This window comes from Janibacter melonis, assembly GCF_003721155.3.
In the GTDB taxonomy this organism is placed as follows: domain Bacteria; phylum Actinomycetota; class Actinomycetes; order Actinomycetales; family Dermatophilaceae; genus Marihabitans; species Marihabitans melonis.
In genome coordinates this window covers 921,442-936,676 of the sequence record NZ_CP044548.2, presented here as the reverse complement: position 1 = coordinate 936,676, position 15,235 = coordinate 921,442, and the positions used below count along the sequence as shown (strand labels likewise).

Sequence of the window (15,235 nt, the reverse complement as noted above, 5' to 3'; positions counted from 1 at the left end):
CTCGATGGAGGCCACGCGGGGGGAGCAGCAGGAGGAGGAGCGTCGGGGCCTCGGGCTCGACGCGCAGGGTCACCGTCGTCCGTACCGAGCCATCCGGCGCGACCAGCACGAGCTCGTGCGCGAGGAGCTGCTGGAGCGCTTCGGCGAGAACCAGACGATCGACCCCGAGGAGGACTCGATCCGTTGGCGGCGCGCGGTGCGCCTCAACCCGGTGCTCGGCCCGGTCTACCGCATCGGGGTCTTCGTCGCCGGGCTCGCGCTCATCGTCGTCGGCATCCCCATGGTCCCCCTCGTCGGCCCGGGCTGGGTCGTCATCTTCGTCGGCCTCTTCCTGTGGTCGACGGAGTACATGTGGGCCCGCCGGGTCACGCAGTTCGTCAAGGCCGAGGTGAAGTCCTTCGAGCAGTGGGCCCGTCACCTGCCCCTCGCCGCGAAGATCCCGCTCGTCATGGTCTCGGTCGCGATCGGCTGGCTGTGCTTCTACCTCGCGCTCCTCGTCACCGGGCTCCCGGGGTGGACCCCGGACGTCGTCGAGGAGTACCTGCGGATGCTCCCCGGGCTGGGTGCGTAGCCCGATGTGACGAAGGGGGAGAGCGCCAGGTACTCTGCACTGGCTTCACCGCCTCACCGCGGCAGCACCACGGACGTATAGCTCAGCTGGTTAGAGCGCTCGCTTCACACGCGAGAGGTCAGGGGTTCGAGTCCCTTTACGTCCACCCTCTTCGTCCCCGAGATCGCGCCCCCTTCGCTGGTCGAGGTGCGAGCGCCGGCGCGCAGGCTTCGGTGGTCGAGGTGCGAGCGCCAGCGAGCCTCGAGACCACCCGCCCCGCCGCTCGGGCGCAGCAGGGCCCGCGGAGCCTTGGTCCTCCCTCCACCCCGGGCGCTGCGCGCCCTCGGCTGCGGTCCGGTCCGCCTGACGCTCCGCGAACCCTCCCGGGCCTGCGCTCATCTCGCCCCGTTCGCTGGTCGAGGTGCGCGCGCAGTTGCTGGTCGAGGTGCGAGCGCCAGCGAGCCTCGAGACCACCTGCCCCGTTCGCTCGTCGAGGTGCGCGCGCCAGCGAGACTCGAGACCACCTGACCCGCCCCCTTCGCTCATCTCCTGCGCTCGACGAGCACCGTGTCGAGCCACGTGCCGGCGAGGGGGCCGTGCGTCATGAGGGCGATCCGCTCCCTCGTGCCCACGGTGCGGAAGCCGTGGGCGTGGTGCAGGGCCAGGCTGGAGAGGTTCTGGGGGAAGAGCGTCGCCTGGACGGTCCAGATCCCGCTCTCGTCCGCCGCGGCGAGCAGGTCTGCGAGGAGGCGCCCGCCGACACCCTGGCCGCGAGCCGCGGACGCGACGTAGATCGAGTGCTCGACGACCCCGCGGTAGACCTCGCGCGTCGACACGGGTGTGACCGCCGCCCACCCGACCACCTCGCCCCGCTCACCGGTCGCCACGAGGCGGGGGGCGGGCAGCCGGTGCTCGTCGAAGCGCTCCCAGGTCGGCGGCTGCGTCTCGAAGGTCGCAAGGCCTGTGGCGATGCCCTCGCGGTAGATGCGCTCGACGGCGGGCCAGTCGGCCGCGGTCATCGGGCGCGTCTGGCTCGTAGCTGCCGGGGTCATCGCGTCATCGTGCCAGCCGCCGCGACGGGGCTCAGCGCTGTCGGTGGTCGCTGGCAGAGTTCCTCCATGGCAGCGATCGCGACGGCGCGGTGGGGCGGAGCAGGTGTCCTCCCCGGGCTCCGCGACGCACTCCGGTCGTTGCAGCTGCAGCATGACCTCGGCGACGAGACGTGGCGGCTCGCCGACGACGAGGTGCACGACGCGCTCGCCCTCGTCGGGCAGCTGCGCCAGCTCGTCGACGTGGCCGAGGTCGCCGTGGCCCGCGAGGGCCTCGAGCGCGGCTTGCCGGCCGAGCGGTCGTGGTCAGCCCACGACTGGGTGGCACGATCCGAGGCAGCGCGAGCACCCGCGCCCGACGTGCACCACGTCGCCCGGGTGCTGCGGGTGGCGAAGGGGCAGACCCGCGTCCCCGAGGTGACCGCGGCCTTCACGGCCGGAGACCTCCCGCTGACCAAGGCCGACCAGCTCGTCCGGCTCGAGACGCAGGTGGCGCCGGTCGCCGAGCCCGAGTCCCTCGCCGAGGCCATGCGCATCCTGCTCGACGGTGCTCGCGACGACGTCGTCCCGACAGGGCCCGACGGGCACGGGCCGCACGAGCGCATCAGCGGGCTCACCGAGCGTCAGCTCGCCCAGGCCGTCACCCGGACCGGGCGCCTGCTGCGGCCGGTCGAGGACCTCGAGCACGACGACCGCCGAGCGCGTGCCGCACGAGCGCTCTTCCGGCACGAGGGACCGGCAGGGCTCACGTCCTACCGGGTCGTCCTCGACCCCGAGGGAGCGGCCGTCGTCGACGCCGCGCTCGCGGCGCTGTCCGGTCCGGTGACCGGGCCCGAGGGCGAGCGCGACGAGCGCAGCCCGGCGCAGCGCCGTGCCGAGGCGCTCCTCGAGATCATCCGTCGCGGCGTCTCCGCGCCCGGCGAGGTGCCCCGCACCGACAAGGCGCAGGTCCACGTGCTGATCCCGCTCTCCACGCTCCTGGGTGACGACGCCCACGGGGGAGCGACGACCGCGACCGGCCAGGTCCTCGCACCGTCGGTGGCCCGTCGGATGGCCTGCGACGCCGGCATCGTGCCCGTCGTGCTCGGCGGCTCCGGCGAGGTGCTCGACATGGGCCGTGTGGTGCGTCTCTTCACCCCGGGCCAGCAGCGTGTCCTGTGGCACCGCGACCAGGGGTGCACCTACCCGGGGTGCACCGTCCCGCCGCAGTGGTGCGACGCGCACCACGTCCGCTGGTGGTCCCGCGGCGGCCTGACGGACGTCAGCAACGCCGCCCTCCTGTGCCAGCGGCACCACACCCGGGTGCACCAGCTCGACCTCATGGCGACGGTGGCGAGCACCGGGGTGACCTGGCACCTCTGACCCGGCCCCGGTCCGGGATGGGTCGGGGAGGCGCGGGTGTCGTGATCGGCCGGGCAAGCTCTGGCTGGTGCGGGGAGGCAGGGTGGGGTCGTCGGGGCGGCTGAGCGTTCTTTCGGTACGGTCGCCCGCGTGAGTCATGACGTCCGGCCAGCGACCCCCGTCGACCTGCCCGAGGCGGCCCTCACCCTCGTGCGGGCCTTCGAGCACTACCCGTGGACGCGGTGGTCGATCCCCGCGGACGACCACCTCGCCCGGCTCGAAGAGCTCCAGCTGCTCTACCTGGCGCACGCGCTGCGCCACGGGGTCGTGCTCGTCGACGACGAGGTGCACGGGGTGGGCGCCTTCCTGCCGCCGGGCGCGCCGGACCCCGACGACGCGACGCAGGGCCGGGTCGTCGAGCTCATGGACGACCGCCTGCCCGTCGTCATGTCCGCGGACCTGCCCCCACGGCCCGCGGGGGCCTGGGATCTCGCCACTCTCGGTGTGCGTCCGGGCAGTGCCGGGCGCGGTCTGGGTTCAGCGGTTCTCGCCGAGGGCCTGCGCCGGGTCGACGGCATGATGTCGTCGGTCGCGCTGGAGACCTCCGACGCGCGCAACGTGCGTCTGTACGAGCGGCACGGCTTCGTCGTCACCGGGTCGACCGAGATCCCGGACGGGCCGGTCGTGTGGTCGATGTGCCGTGAGGCGACCAGCCCGGCGGGCACCGGGACAGGCTCCGGTCCCACCGCGGGCTGATCCGATCAGCCGAGGTCGCGTCGGCGGTAGGCCCACGTCCCCACGCCGACGAGGAGCGCGACGACGACGAGCTCGACCGCCCCGGGCACCGGGTCGAAGGGCTCGACCGGCACCCCCGGCAGCACCGCGAAGGGGGACACCCGCTCGACGCCCTCCGGCAGCCCGAGGCTCTGCCCGAGGAGGGCGAGCACGGCGACCGCTGCCACGACGACCCATGCGAGCGGGACCGCCCGGGGTCGTGCGCCCACGAGGAGGACGGCCACGCCGACGACGACGAGGACGGCCGGCAGATAGCTCAGCTGTCCACCGACGACCTCGGTGGGGCTGACCCCTTCGCCGCCGCCGAGGACGTACCCCACGACGAGGCCCAGACCCGACGTGAGGAGGAGCAGCAGCGAGCCGGCGCACGCGACGGCGACCGTGGCGCCCACCCACCGGGTGCGAGAGACCGCCGCGGCGAGCACGAGCTCGCCGCGGCCGGACTCCTCCTCGCCGTGCAGCCGGGTCACGCAGGCCACCCCGAAGGCCGTCGACACGACCGCGAGGAAGAGCAGGACGTAGCGCACGAAGGCGTCGACGAGCGCCTCCTGCGCGCTCCCGCTCGCTCCGATGTACTGCCCGATCTCGGGGTTCGACGCGAGGAGGTCGGGGATCGTGGGGATGACCGCCCCGTAGATGACGGCCAGGGCGGCGAGACCCACCACCCATCCGACGAGCGCGCCTCGCTGGACCCGCAGGACGAGCGCGAGGGGGGAGGCGAGCCATCGCGAGGCGCGGGCCGGCCCGGGGCGGGGGTGGAGGAGGGCGCCGCCGTGGTCGCGGCGGGTCTCGAGCCAGGCCGCCCCGACGAGCAGGGCGGCCGTCGCGACGGCGAGCAGCCCGGCCGGCCACCACCGCTCGGTGCCGAAGGCCTGCATCTCCTGCGCCCACCCGAAGGGGGAGAGCCACACGAGGGCGTCGTCGCGGATGGCCCCGAGACCGCGGACGAGGTACGCCACGCCGACGGCAGCGCCCGCGAGCGCCAGCGCGGTGCGGGCCGAGGACGTCAGCTGGGCGGCGACGAGGGCGACGGCCGCGAAGCACGCGCCGAGCAGCACCAGGCCCACGGCGTAGGCGACGGTGCCCGTCGTGCCCAGGCCCACGCCGAGCATCGAGGCCGCAGTGATACCCCCGACGGCGACCGCCGCCGCGACGGCGTAGAGGAGGGCGGTGAGGGTCGCGGCGTGGCGGCCGACGACCCCGGAGCGGAGGAGCTCGGAGCGTCCCGACTCCTCGTCGCCCCTCGTGTGCCGGACGACGAGGAAGGTCACCATGAGGCACACGCCGAGCTGGGCCACCTGCGAGATCTCGTTGGCGGTGATCCCGCCGATCGTGTCGATGCCGGCCTGACGCCCGGACATGAGCCGGCTCACCGGGCTCGTCCCGACTGTGGCGGCGTAGCCGGCGACCTTCGCCGGGGTGTCGTAGACGGACTGCACCCCGACCGCGCTCCAGGCGACGAGCCCGCCCAGGCCGAGCACCCACGCGGGCAGGCGCACCCTGTCGCGGCGCAGGACGAGCCGGGCGAGCTCGCCGGTGCCGGTCAGCCCGAGGTTCATGACAGGTCCGAGGGTCGGTCGTCGGGGGCGCCCGGGGTGTCCGTGTCCATGTCCGCGTACTGTCGCAGGAAGAGCTCTTCGAGCGTGGGCGGGTGGGCGACGAGTGAGCGCACCCCGAGCGCGGACAGCGCCTCGAGCACCCCGTCGAGGTGGTCGGGGTCGACGTCGAGGCTCACGCGGTCGCCGTCGACGCGCAGGTGGTGGACACCGTCCACGTCGGCCAGCGCCCCGGGAGGCGACGTCACCTGCGCGCTCACCGTCGTGCGCGTCAGCTGGCGCAGCTCGGCCAGGCTCCCGGACCGCACGAGCCGACCGGCCCGGATGATGCTCACCCGGTCGCTCAGCGCCTCGGCCTCGGCGAGCACGTGACTGCTCAGCAGCACCGTCGCGCCGTCTGCGGCGGCCTCGCGCACGCACCGCTGGAACTCCGCCTCCTTGAGCGGGTCGAGCCCCGACGTCGGCTCGTCGAGCAGGTAGAGATCGGCGTGGCCGGCGAGGGCGGCGACGAGCGCGACCTTCTGCCGGTTGCCCTTCGAGTACGTGCGCGTGCGCTTCGTCGGGTCGAGCTCGAAGCGCTCGAGCAGCTCGTCGAGCCGTCGTCGGTCCAGGCCCCCGCGCAACCGGCCGAGCAGGTCGATGACCTCGCCGCCGGTGAGAGACGGCCACAGCGTGACGTCGCCGGGGACGTAGGCGACCCGCCGGTGCAGCGCGGCCGGGTCCGGCCAGGGGTCGAACCCGAGGAGGCGCGCCCTGCCGCTGTCGACGCGGATGAGGCCGAGGAGCACGCGCATCGTCGTCGACTTGCCCGCGCCGTTCGGCCCGAGGAAGCCGTGGACCTCGCCCGTGCGCACCTGCAGGTCCAGCCCGTCGAGCGCCCGGGCCCGCCCGAAGGTCTTGACGACGTCGCTCAGCTCGACGGCCAGCTCCATGTCTCGATGCTGGCACGGGTCCGGCGCCGCGTCAGCCCGATCGGGGCAGGACCTCCCGGATGCCCAGCGCCGCCCAGAGGGCGGCGGCGCAGCACAGCGCGACGACCATCGTCACGAGACCGCCCCAGCCCAGCGCGCTCCAGGCCAGCCCGCCGAGGTAGCCGAAGATGCTCGACCCGCCGTAGTAGAAGAGCGTGTACAACGAGGTGGACTGCGAGCGGTCGCCGCGAGCGGCCGTGCCCGACCACCCCGACGCCACCGAGTGGGCCCCGAAGAACCCGGCGGTGAGCACGACGAGGCCGATGACGACGACGAGCGAGTCGGCGAGGGTGACGAGGGTGCCCGCGACCATGACCCCGGTCGAGGCGAGCAGGACCGCGCGTCGTCCGAGCCGGGCGACGAGCCCGGCGGCGACACGGGAGCTGACGGTGCCGGCGAGGTAGGCGAGGAAGAGCAGGCTCGCCGCGCCCACCGGCACGAGGAAGGGCGGGGCCTCGAGACGGAAGGTGAGGTAGTTGTAGACGGCGACGAAGCCGCCCATGAGGAGCAGCCCCTGCGCGTAGAGCGCGACGAGGTGGCGGTCGCGCAGGTGCCGGCGCACCGCCTGCAGGGTCGTCCCCACCGACGAGCGCCGTGGGCGGAACCCCTGCGGCGGGGGCGTGACGACGAAGAAGACCGCCGTCGCCACCGCTGCGAGCACGGCGACGGCGAAGGTCCCCACGCGCCACCCCGCGACGTCGGCCACGGGTGCCGCGACGAGCCGGCCGAGCAGCCCCCCGACGGTCGTCCCCGACACGTACGTCCCGGCGGCGACGGCGGCGGAGCGGGCCGAGACCTCCTCGCTGAGATAGGTCACGGCGACGCCCGGGATGCCGCCGAGGGCCACCCCTTCGAGCACCCGCACGACGACGAGCGCCTCGAACCACGGGCACCACGGCATGACGAGCCCGAAGACCGTCGCGCTCACGAGGGCGAGACGCATCGCGCTCACCCGACCGACCCGGTCGGCGAGCACCGACCACGGCAGCACCGACAGCGCCAGCCCGGTTGTCGCCGCGGAGATCGACAGGCTGGCCCGCGCGGGGTCGATGTCGAGGTCGCCCGCGAGGAGGGGGAGCACGCCCTGCGGCGAGTACAGCTGGGCGAAGGTCGCGACACCCGCCCCGAGCAGGGCGACGAGTATGCGGCGGTACTCCCGGCTGCCGCGGTCGTGGCCGCGCCAGGACGCGTCAGGGCTCGTGGACGTCGGCCTCACACCTCGCGCTCAGGGGGTGCCGGGGCGCACCGCGTCCGCAGTCTAGGAGGCGGCGCGGACGCCGCCGTCGACCCGCCCGCGTCGCGCCAGGCCCGCGCGCGCCCCACCGGGCAGGGACCGCCGGTGGGACCCGCGGGTGAAGCGGTCGGGGTGCAGCCACCCGTCGGTCGGCAGGGCGGGGCCGTCGAGGAGCGCCTCGGTGATGAGGCGTGCGGTGACGGGGGCGAGGATCATCCCCCACATGCCGTGGCCCGTCGCGACCGCCAGGCCCGGGGCGACCCGCGAGGTGCCGACGAGCGGCATCCCGTCCGGGGTGCACGGGCGCTCACCGGCCCACCGGTCGAGCACCTCTCGACCGGCGAGGTCCGGCAGCACCCGCGTCGCGACCTCCAGCAGCGCGTCGGCGCGGCGCAGGTCGGCCGGTCGGGACTCGTCGCCGAACTCGATCGACCCGCACACCCGCACCCGGTCCTCGAGCGGGGTGACGACGACGCGGTGCTCCTTGATCCGCACGGGCATGCGCAGGTCCGACTCGGTCGCGGCGACGTCGACGACGTAGCCGCGACCGCCGCGAAGGGGGAGCTCGACGCCGACCTGTGCGGCGAGGACGGAGGACTCGACGCCCGCGGCGAGGACGACGTGATCGGCGTGCACGGTGGTGCGGTCGGTGACGACGTGGTGCCCGCCGTCGGCGTGCGGCACGAGCGCGCGCACGTCGGTGCCGAAGTGCAGCTCGGCGCCGTGCGCGACGGCGTCCTCGAGGGTCGCGCTCACGTAGCTGCGGCTCTCGACGGTCCACTCGTCCTCGTCGTGCGACCCGCCCGCGACCTCACCGAGCATCGGCTCGAGCGCGCGCAGCTGCTCCGGCGAGAGGGCCGCTCCCCGGGCCTCGCGGAGGTAGACGTCGACCGCGCCGGTCCCTCGCAGGGTCGGGCTGAGACCGCGGTCGGCGAGCTCGCGGTGCAGCGTGGTGCTCTCGTGGGCCAGCGCGCGCAAGAGGTGGCCGCCGGGACCGGAGCGGTGCGGCGCGGCGGACGCCGCGAGCCGCCCGAGCCAGGGAGCCAGACCCCGCGCGGGCCGCACGGCGACGGCCGCCGGGCGCCGCAGCATCTGCACCGGGGCCTCGCGCAGCAGCGCGGGCGTCGCGAGAGGCGTCACGTGGCCGGGCGCGAGGATCGCGGCGTTGGCGTAGGAGCACCCACCGCCGATGCCCGGGGCGCCGTCGACGACGACCACCTCGGTGCCGCGCCGCGCGAGGTCACGGGCGACGCTCGCGCCCACCACCCCGGCTCCGACGACGACGACGCCGACCCGACGGGGTCGGCCGGAGATGCTGCTGGGGACGCTCTGCTGGGCCATGCTCCTCACGCTAGGCACCCGCGTGACCGGTGCCATCCTCCCTTCGGGATGATCATCGGGAGCACCACGGCGGTCGTCGTGAGATCTTCGGTGCGCACCGACGTCGACGAAGGGGGTGAGGGCGTGAGCCCGCCGATCCGCGTCCTCCTCGTCGAGGACCACCCCGTCGTGCTGCGCGGGCTGCAGGCGATGCTGCGCGAGCACGACGACGTCGCCGTCGTCGGCGAGGCGGGCACCGCCGCCGAGGCGTTGTCGCAGGCCTCCCGGCTGCAGCCCGACGTCGTCGTCCTGCCGGTGCGGCTCGGGGGCATCCGCGCCAGCATCGAGCTGTGTCGTTCGATCAAGACGGCCTGCACCGCGCGGGTCGTCGTCTTCACGTCCTTCACCCGCACCGTCGACGTGCAGATGGCGATGCTCGCCGGCGCTGACGCCCTCGTCGCGAAGACCGTCTCGGCCGACGCGCTCCTCGCCGCCCTGCGCCAGGTGCGCGCCGGGGGAGAGGTGCTCGACCTCGGACCCGGCGCCGACCGTCCGACCCCGCGTCTCACGCCGGCCGAGCCGCTCACCGACCGGGAGGCGCAGATCCTCCAGCTCGTCCTCGACGGGCTGACCAACCCCCAGATGGCCCAGCGCCTGCGCATCGAGGTGACGACCGTGCGGACCCACATGCGCAGCATCCTGCGCAAGCTCGGCCTGGAGTCCCGGCGCGACCTCGTGCAGCCCGCTCACCCGGGCCTGGACACGGGAGAGGGCTGACCCAGCCTCCTCGCACCCTCGGGCGTTAGCGTCGGCCCATGCCTACCGTCATCACCGACCGGACGTCCCGCCCCGTGAGCTCGCTCGTCGCGATCGTCGTCGCGGTCGTCACGGCCGGCTACATGCTGCCGTGGGCGATCGCCGCGGTGCGGGGCAACCGCAACATGTGGAGCGTCTTCTGGGTGAACCTGCTCCTCGGCTGGACCGTCGTCGGCTGGGTGGTGGCCCTCGTCATGTCGATCCGCGAGCACCGGGTCCTCGGGGTCCGCTGACCTGCGACCGCTGACCTGCGACCGCTGACCTGCGACCGCTGACCTGCGACCGCGGGGCCGGCGCGCACCGGGACGGCGCGCGCCGGGGACCCCGGTCGGTCAGTACGCGACGGTGAAGCGGGCGCGGCGGTGCGCCGGCTGCTCGATCTCGTCGACGACGGCGAGCGCGAGGTCCTCGCCGGAGATGAAGGACTCGCCCTGCTCGTCGGCGAGCAGCACGTCGCCGCCGGTGCGGTAGCTGCCCGTCGCCTCTCCGGGGGCGTACGCGCCGAAACCCGCGGCGGGGGAGAGGAAGAACCAGTCGAGCGCCTCGTCGGAGGCGCGCAGGTCCTGCAGGACCGCGGTGAGCTCGCGAGCCTCCGGGGCGAAGGCCTCCGGGAAGTCCGGGGTGTCGACGAGGAGCGGGCCGCCCTCGGCGACGTGCAAGGACCCGGCGCCGCCGATGACGCCGAGGCGGACGCCGCGCTCCTGGGCCTGCCGCGCCGCGGTCGCGAGGATCCCGCGCAGCGCGCCCTGCTCCGCGAGCTCGCCGCGCGGCGAGACCGCGGAGACGACGACGTCGGCGCCCTCGACCGCGGCGGCGACGACGGCCGGGTCGGAGAGGTCGCCGGTGCGGTGGGTGGCGCCCTCGACCGGCTCGGCCGGGGCGCTGCGGCTCCACGTCGTGACGTCGTGCCCCTTCGCCGCGGCGGTGGCGGCGATGTGGCGACCGGTGTAACCGGTGCCCCCGAGGACGGTGATGCGGGTCATGGGTGTGCTCCTTGGTGGGTCAGCGCGGCCGGGCCTGGTGCCGGGCCGCTCCAATGGTTACCGTAGGTGACCTGGTATCGAAGGGGAAGAAGGCACTTGGCGGTGACCAGGTCACCGGGCGGTCACCGTCGCGCCGCCGTCGCCCCGCTCGAGCCGCACCGACCCACCGCAGCAGCACGCGCAGCAGCAGCACGCAGGGGCCAGAGCAGGCACCGCAGGAGCAGGAGAGACATGACGACACCGCAGGACTACGACCCCTACGTCCAGGGGTGCCCCTCGCGCGCCCTGCTCGACCGCATCGGCGACCGGTGGACGGTGCTCGTCATCGGCATCCTCGCCGACGGGCCGCAGCGCTTCTCGCAGCTGCGGCGCCGGGTCGACGGCGTCTCGCAGAAGATGCTCACCCAGACCCTGCGCGGGCTCGAGGCCGACGGGCTCGTGACCCGCACCGTCTTCGCCGAGGTGCCGCCGCGGGTCGAGTACGAGCTCACCGCGCTCGGTCACTCGCTGCGCGTCCCCCTGCTCGCCCTCGAGGACTGGGCCCGGGAGCACATGGACGAGGTGCTCGGCTCGCGTCAGCGGGTGGCCGAGCGCGTCTGACCCACCATCAGGCGGCCGTGCAGCTGCCCGTCGGCACCGCCTCGGTCATCCCCGGCGCGCGCTCGACGACCGGCGCGGCGACAGATGCCGGCACCGCGTACGCCACCCGGTCGACGGCGACCGCCTTGGCGAAGACGACGCCGATGACGTGCCCGTCGGAGCCGAGGACCGGGCCCCCCGAGTTGCCCTGCTGGATGTCCGAGGCGAGGGTGAGCACGCGACGCAGCCGTGACTGGCCGTCGGTCGTGACGATCGTGCTGCGCTGGCCGACGACCTGCGCGGCCTCGAGCTGGAGCTGACGCACGCCGTGCGGGTACCCCGCGACGACGGCGACGTCGCCGGACCGGGCCCCGGTGCGCAGACTGAGGGCGGGGGCGTCGAGGCCGTCGGTCGCGACGACGGCGAGGTCCTGGCGCTCGTCGACGTAGACGACGCGGCCGGTCACCGGCAGCTCGCCCGGCGCCCGCACGACCGGTGCGTCCACCCCGGCGACGACGTGCGCGTTGGTCATCACCCGGTCGGGCGCGATGACGAAGCCGCTGCCGGTGACGACGCTGCGGCAGGCGCGGGCGTCCCCGCTCACGCGCACGACCGAGGCGCTCGAGCTCTGCAGGGCGGCCGAGTCGACGTCCACGGCGGGGATCGAGGGGGGCTGCGACGGGCTGCCGGCGACCTCCGCGAGCCACGGCTGGCTGCGCTCGAGGGCGCGGGCGAGCGCGGTGCGGTCCTGCAGCTCGTCGGGCACGACGCGGGTGAGGGCGGCGAGCGCCCGCGAGCTCGACACGCTGTCGGTGACGGTCGCCGACCCGACGACCGGCACGAGCGCCGCGACGAGCACCCAGATGACGGCGGTGATGACGGACCCCGCGAGGGCGCCCCCGGCGGCGTCGAGCCAGCCCAGCCTGATGCGGGCGAGCGCACGGTGGAGCAGGCCGCCGAGCGCGGTGCCGAGCGCGGCGCCGGTGACGACGCACAGGATGCCGGCGACGACGACGAGCAGGGTGGGCGAGGTCTGCGGCCCGAGCCGCTCCTCGGCCCACGGGACGACGACGGCGAGGGCGAGGAGCGCGCCGCCGACGGCTCCCGCGAGCGCCCCGACCGTGCGGCCCAGGCCCCGGGCCCACCCGCTGAGCACGGCGGTGAGCAGGGTGACCACGACGAGGAGGTCGACGAGCAGCGCGCCGTCCATGAGGCCTCCTGAGGTCGAGGGCGGTGCTCGGAGCGTAGGTGCCGCGGCTGTGAAAGTGCTGCGCCGGCACGGCCCCCATCTGCGCGGATGCTCCCTAGCCTGAGGTCATGAGCCAGACCACCCCCACCGCGCCGCGCTACGACGACCTGCGCGCTCTGCTGATCAACTGCTCGCTGACCAAGGACTCCACCCAGTCCCACACCGGCGTCCTGCTCGAGAGCCTCGGCGCCATCATGAGCGGCGCCGGCGTCGAGGTCGACACCCTCTACGCCATGGACCACCCCATCGCCCCGGGCGTGCAGCCCGACATGCGCGATGACTTCCCCGACGACGCCTGGCCCGACCTGTGGCCGCGGGTCGAGCGCGCCGACATCCTCGTCATCGGCACCCCGCTGTGGCTGGGCGAGGAGAGCTCGGTGTGCCGCCGGGTGGTCGAGCGGCTGTACGCGATGTCCGGCGAGCTCAACGACCAGGGGCAGTCGGTCTTCTACGGCCGCGCCGGCGGCGCGATCATCACCGGCAACGAGGACGGGGTGAAGCACACGGCGATGTCGTTGCTCTTCGCGCTGAGCCACCTCGGCTACACGATCCCGCCCCAGGCCGACGCCGGCTGGATCGGCGAGATCGGCCCCGGCCCGTCCTTCGGCGACGAGCAGGAAGGTGATCAGCCGGTCGGCTTCGACAGCGACTTCACCGCCCACAACTCGACGATCATGGCGTGGAACCTCATGCACACCGCCGCGATGCTGCGCCGCGCCGGCGGGCTGCCGACGTACGGCAACGACCGCCAGGCGTGGTCCGACGGCGAGCGCTTCGGCTACGTCGCTCCGACCCGCAGCATCCCGAGCAGCTGAGCCGGGTCCCCCTTCGCCCGGTCCCCGGCAGGAGGGCGAAGGGGGATCAGCTCACGTCGCCGAGGTCCTCGAGCAGCTCGGTCTCGCGCCACGCCATGGGGATGGCGAAGGCGTCGACGAGGGTCTGGGCGTGCGGGCGCAGCTGCGCGCACCGCTGGTCGACCGCGCCGAGCAGGTCCTTGGACTGCTGGGCCGACAGGCGTCCGTGCTCGACGAACCACGCGCGGTCCTGCGCGATGGTGCTCAGCGCGTAGAGGTCGCAGACCGTGTCGAGCAGCTCGCGCGCCTCGCCCGGCGGCGTCGCGTCGACGGCCGCGACGAAGGCCTCGAGCACGACGCGCTCGACGTGCGCCCGGGCGGCGAGCAGCAGGTGCGGCTGGGCGTCGTTGAAGATCGCGAAGGAGTCGGCTCCGTCGTCGCCCGCACGGCGCAGCCGCATCGCCAGGGTCTCGAGCAGGTGCTTCTCCCGGTCCTCGAAGAGGTCGAGCTGCCCGCCGCGGTCGGCGAGCGCCGCGTCGCCGTCCCGGCCCGGGCTGCCGCTGATGAGGCGCTGGATGATCGACCCGCCGACGGTGCGCTCGATGACCGCCTCGGTGACCTGGCGCGCGCCGAAGAAGAAGGCCCCACGGGTGTCGAGCTCGTGGAAGGCGTCGGAGTAGCTCGTGAGCATCCCCTTCGCGACGAGCTGGAGGAGCACGGTGTTGTCGCCCTCGAAGGTCGTGAAGACGTCGGTGTCGGCCTTGAGGTCGGCGAAGCGGTTGACCGAGAGGTACCCGGCCCCGCCGCACGCCTCGCGGCAGACCTGGATGGTCTGGGTCGCGTGCTCGGTCGTCAGCGCCTTGATGCCGGCGGCCCGGGCCTCGAGCTCGCGCTGAGCGTCCTCGCCGTCCTCCTCGCCGGTGGCGATGCGGTGCATCTGCTCGACGAGCGCGTTCTGCGCGAGCATCAGCGCGTAGCTGCGGGCCAGGCGGGGCAGCAGCTTGGCCTGGTGGGCGCGGTAGTCGAGCAGGTGCACCTCGCGCTCGCCGCTCGGCACGTGGAACTGCGTGCGGTGCTCGGCGTAGGTGATGGCGAGGGTCAGCGCCGTGCGGGTCGCGGCACCGGCGCCGCCGGCCACGGAGATCCGCCCGCGCACGAGCGTGCCGAGCATGGTGAAGAAGCGGCGCGACGCGCTCTCGATCGGGGAGTGGTAGCGCCCGTCGTCGTCGATCGTGCCGTAGCGGTTGAGCAGGTTGTGCCGCGGCACCCGGACGTGGTCGAAGCTGAGCCGGCCGTTGTCGACGCCGCGCAGCCCCATCTTCGCGCCGCAGTCGCCGACGGTGACCCCTGGGCGGACGGTGCCGTCCCCGTCGCGGATCGGCACGAGGACGCAGTGCACGCCGTGCTGCTCGCCGTCGACGACGAGCTGGGCGAAGACCGCCGCGAGACGGGCGTCGCGCGCCGCGCCGCCGATGTAGTCCTTGCGCGCGGCGAGCGAGGGGCTGTGGATCTCGAGCTCGTCGCTCTCGGGCAGGTAGGTCGCGGTCGTCAGCAGGGACTGCACGTCGGAGCCGTGCCCGGTCTCCGTCATCGCGAAGCACCCGAGCAGCGAGCCGTCGGCCATCCCGGGCAGGTAGGCGTCCCAGTGCCGCTGGGTGCCGAGCCCGGCGATCGCGCCGCCGAAGAGACCGAACTGGACCCCGGCCTTGACGAAGACCGACAGGTCGGCGTGGCCGAGCATCTCGAAGGCGGTGACGGACGCCCCGTGGTCGTCGGTCCCGCCCTGCTCACGGGTCAGCCCGTTGCGCGCGAAGTCGGTCGTCCCGGCGAGCCGCAGGACGGCGTCGAGGGTGCGCTGGCGGTGCTCGTCCATCGGCAGCAGGTCGCGCGGCGGTGCGAAGTCGGCGGGGTCGAGCTCGGTGCGCACCTGCTGGCGCACCTCGCCCCATCGACCGTCGAGGACGGTCCGGATCTGCTCGGCGGTACCCATGAGCCGCA

15 protein-coding genes and 1 tRNA gene are annotated in these 15,235 nt (G+C 74.3%); 8 read left to right on the top strand and 8 right to left on the bottom strand.

Going from position 1 to position 15,235, the window contains the following annotated elements; translation table 11 throughout:
* The first annotated feature begins 4 nt into the window (after positions 1-4).
* Both EEW87_RS04475 and EEW87_RS04470 read left to right on the top strand, forming a co-directional pair.
* The gene (locus EEW87_RS04475; protein ID WP_224766860.1) at positions 5-571 is read left to right on the top strand and encodes a PGPGW domain-containing protein; all 567 of its coding nucleotides are present in this window, start codon (positions 5-7) and stop codon (positions 569-571) included.
* Between the two features lie 71 nt (positions 572-642).
* Positions 643-716, top strand: a tRNA-Val gene (locus tag EEW87_RS04470).
* A 376-nt stretch (positions 717-1,092) separates the two neighbouring features.
* On the opposite strand, the gene EEW87_RS04465 is transcribed toward EEW87_RS04470, so the two are convergent.
* Complete coding sequence (locus tag EEW87_RS04465; RefSeq protein WP_225985036.1) at positions 1,093-1,602, bottom strand: GNAT family N-acetyltransferase; 510 nt, start codon at positions 1,600-1,602, stop codon at positions 1,093-1,095.
* Between the two features lie 66 nt (positions 1,603-1,668).
* Here EEW87_RS04465 and EEW87_RS04460 point away from each other — a divergent pair, with 66 nt between their 5' ends.
* Together EEW87_RS04460 and EEW87_RS04455 are read left to right on the top strand one after the other, a co-directional pair.
* A complete protein-coding gene (locus EEW87_RS04460; protein WP_148041570.1) occupies positions 1,669-2,961 on the top strand; it encodes an HNH endonuclease signature motif containing protein in 1,293 nt (430 codons plus the stop codon).
* Between the two features lie 129 nt (positions 2,962-3,090).
* Entirely contained in the window at positions 3,091-3,696 is a 606-nt protein-coding gene (locus tag EEW87_RS04455) for a GNAT family N-acetyltransferase (protein ID WP_123091860.1), read from the top strand.
* Positions 3,697-3,701: 5 nt separating this feature from the next.
* Here the strand turns inward: EEW87_RS04455 and EEW87_RS04450 are convergent, their stop codons facing one another.
* Genes EEW87_RS04450 through EEW87_RS04435 form a run of 4 tightly spaced genes read right to left on the bottom strand, consistent with a single transcriptional unit; the run spans position 3,702 to position 8,837 of the window.
* Positions 3,702-5,294 carry an ABC transporter permease gene (locus tag EEW87_RS04450; RefSeq protein WP_123091859.1) on the bottom strand — a complete coding sequence of 531 codons (1,593 nt, stop codon included), beginning with the start codon at positions 5,292-5,294 and terminating at the stop codon, positions 3,702-3,704.
* On the bottom strand, positions 5,291-6,223 hold the full coding sequence (locus EEW87_RS04445) for an ABC transporter ATP-binding protein (protein WP_123091858.1): 933 nt from the start codon (positions 6,221-6,223) through the stop codon (positions 5,291-5,293). Before EEW87_RS04445 ends, EEW87_RS04450 begins: the two co-directional genes overlap by 4 nt.
* Before the next feature lie 31 nt (positions 6,224-6,254).
* Positions 6,255-7,478, bottom strand: a complete 1,224-nt coding sequence (locus EEW87_RS04440; protein WP_123091857.1) for an MFS transporter — start codon at positions 7,476-7,478, stop codon at positions 6,255-6,257.
* Positions 7,479-7,520: 42 nt separating this feature from the next.
* Positions 7,521-8,837, bottom strand: a complete 1,317-nt coding sequence (locus EEW87_RS04435; protein ID WP_163562374.1) for an NAD(P)/FAD-dependent oxidoreductase — start codon at positions 8,835-8,837, stop codon at positions 7,521-7,523.
* 48 nt (positions 8,838-8,885) lie between these two features.
* Between EEW87_RS04435 and EEW87_RS04430 the strand changes: the two genes are divergently transcribed.
* Together EEW87_RS04430 and EEW87_RS04425 are read left to right on the top strand one after the other, a co-directional pair.
* The gene (locus EEW87_RS04430; RefSeq protein WP_123091855.1) at positions 8,886-9,593 is read left to right on the top strand and encodes a response regulator; all 708 of its coding nucleotides are present in this window, start codon (positions 8,886-8,888) and stop codon (positions 9,591-9,593) included.
* 38 nt (positions 9,594-9,631) lie between these two features.
* Positions 9,632-9,865: a superinfection immunity protein gene (locus tag EEW87_RS04425; protein ID WP_123091854.1), complete on the top strand. Its 234-nt coding sequence runs from the start codon at positions 9,632-9,634 to the stop codon at positions 9,863-9,865.
* Between the two features lie 99 nt (positions 9,866-9,964).
* Here EEW87_RS04425 and EEW87_RS04420 read toward each other — a convergent pair whose 3' ends face one another.
* Positions 9,965-10,615 (bottom strand): NAD(P)-dependent oxidoreductase, encoded by a 651-nt coding sequence (locus EEW87_RS04420; RefSeq protein ID WP_123091853.1) that lies wholly within the window; start codon positions 10,613-10,615, stop codon positions 9,965-9,967.
* Between the two features lie 231 nt (positions 10,616-10,846).
* Here EEW87_RS04420 and EEW87_RS04415 point away from each other — a divergent pair, with 231 nt between their 5' ends.
* On the top strand, positions 10,847-11,215 hold the full coding sequence (locus EEW87_RS04415) for a winged helix-turn-helix transcriptional regulator (protein WP_123091852.1): 369 nt from the start codon (positions 10,847-10,849) through the stop codon (positions 11,213-11,215).
* Between the two features lie 7 nt (positions 11,216-11,222).
* On the opposite strand, the gene EEW87_RS04410 is transcribed toward EEW87_RS04415, so the two are convergent.
* Entirely contained in the window at positions 11,223-12,404 is a 1,182-nt protein-coding gene (locus EEW87_RS04410; protein WP_123091851.1) for a MarP family serine protease, read from the bottom strand.
* A 107-nt stretch (positions 12,405-12,511) separates the two neighbouring features.
* On the opposite strand from EEW87_RS04410, the gene EEW87_RS04405 reads away from it, so the two are divergent.
* Positions 12,512-13,258, top strand: coding sequence for a flavodoxin family protein (locus EEW87_RS04405; protein WP_068275541.1), 747 nt, complete (start codon positions 12,512-12,514; stop codon positions 13,256-13,258).
* 46 nt (positions 13,259-13,304) lie between these two features.
* Here EEW87_RS04405 and EEW87_RS04400 read toward each other — a convergent pair whose 3' ends face one another.
* Positions 13,305-15,227 (bottom strand): acyl-CoA dehydrogenase family protein, encoded by a 1,923-nt coding sequence (locus tag EEW87_RS04400; RefSeq protein WP_225985037.1) that lies wholly within the window; start codon positions 15,225-15,227, stop codon positions 13,305-13,307.
* Between the last annotated feature and the right edge of the window lie 8 nt (positions 15,228-15,235).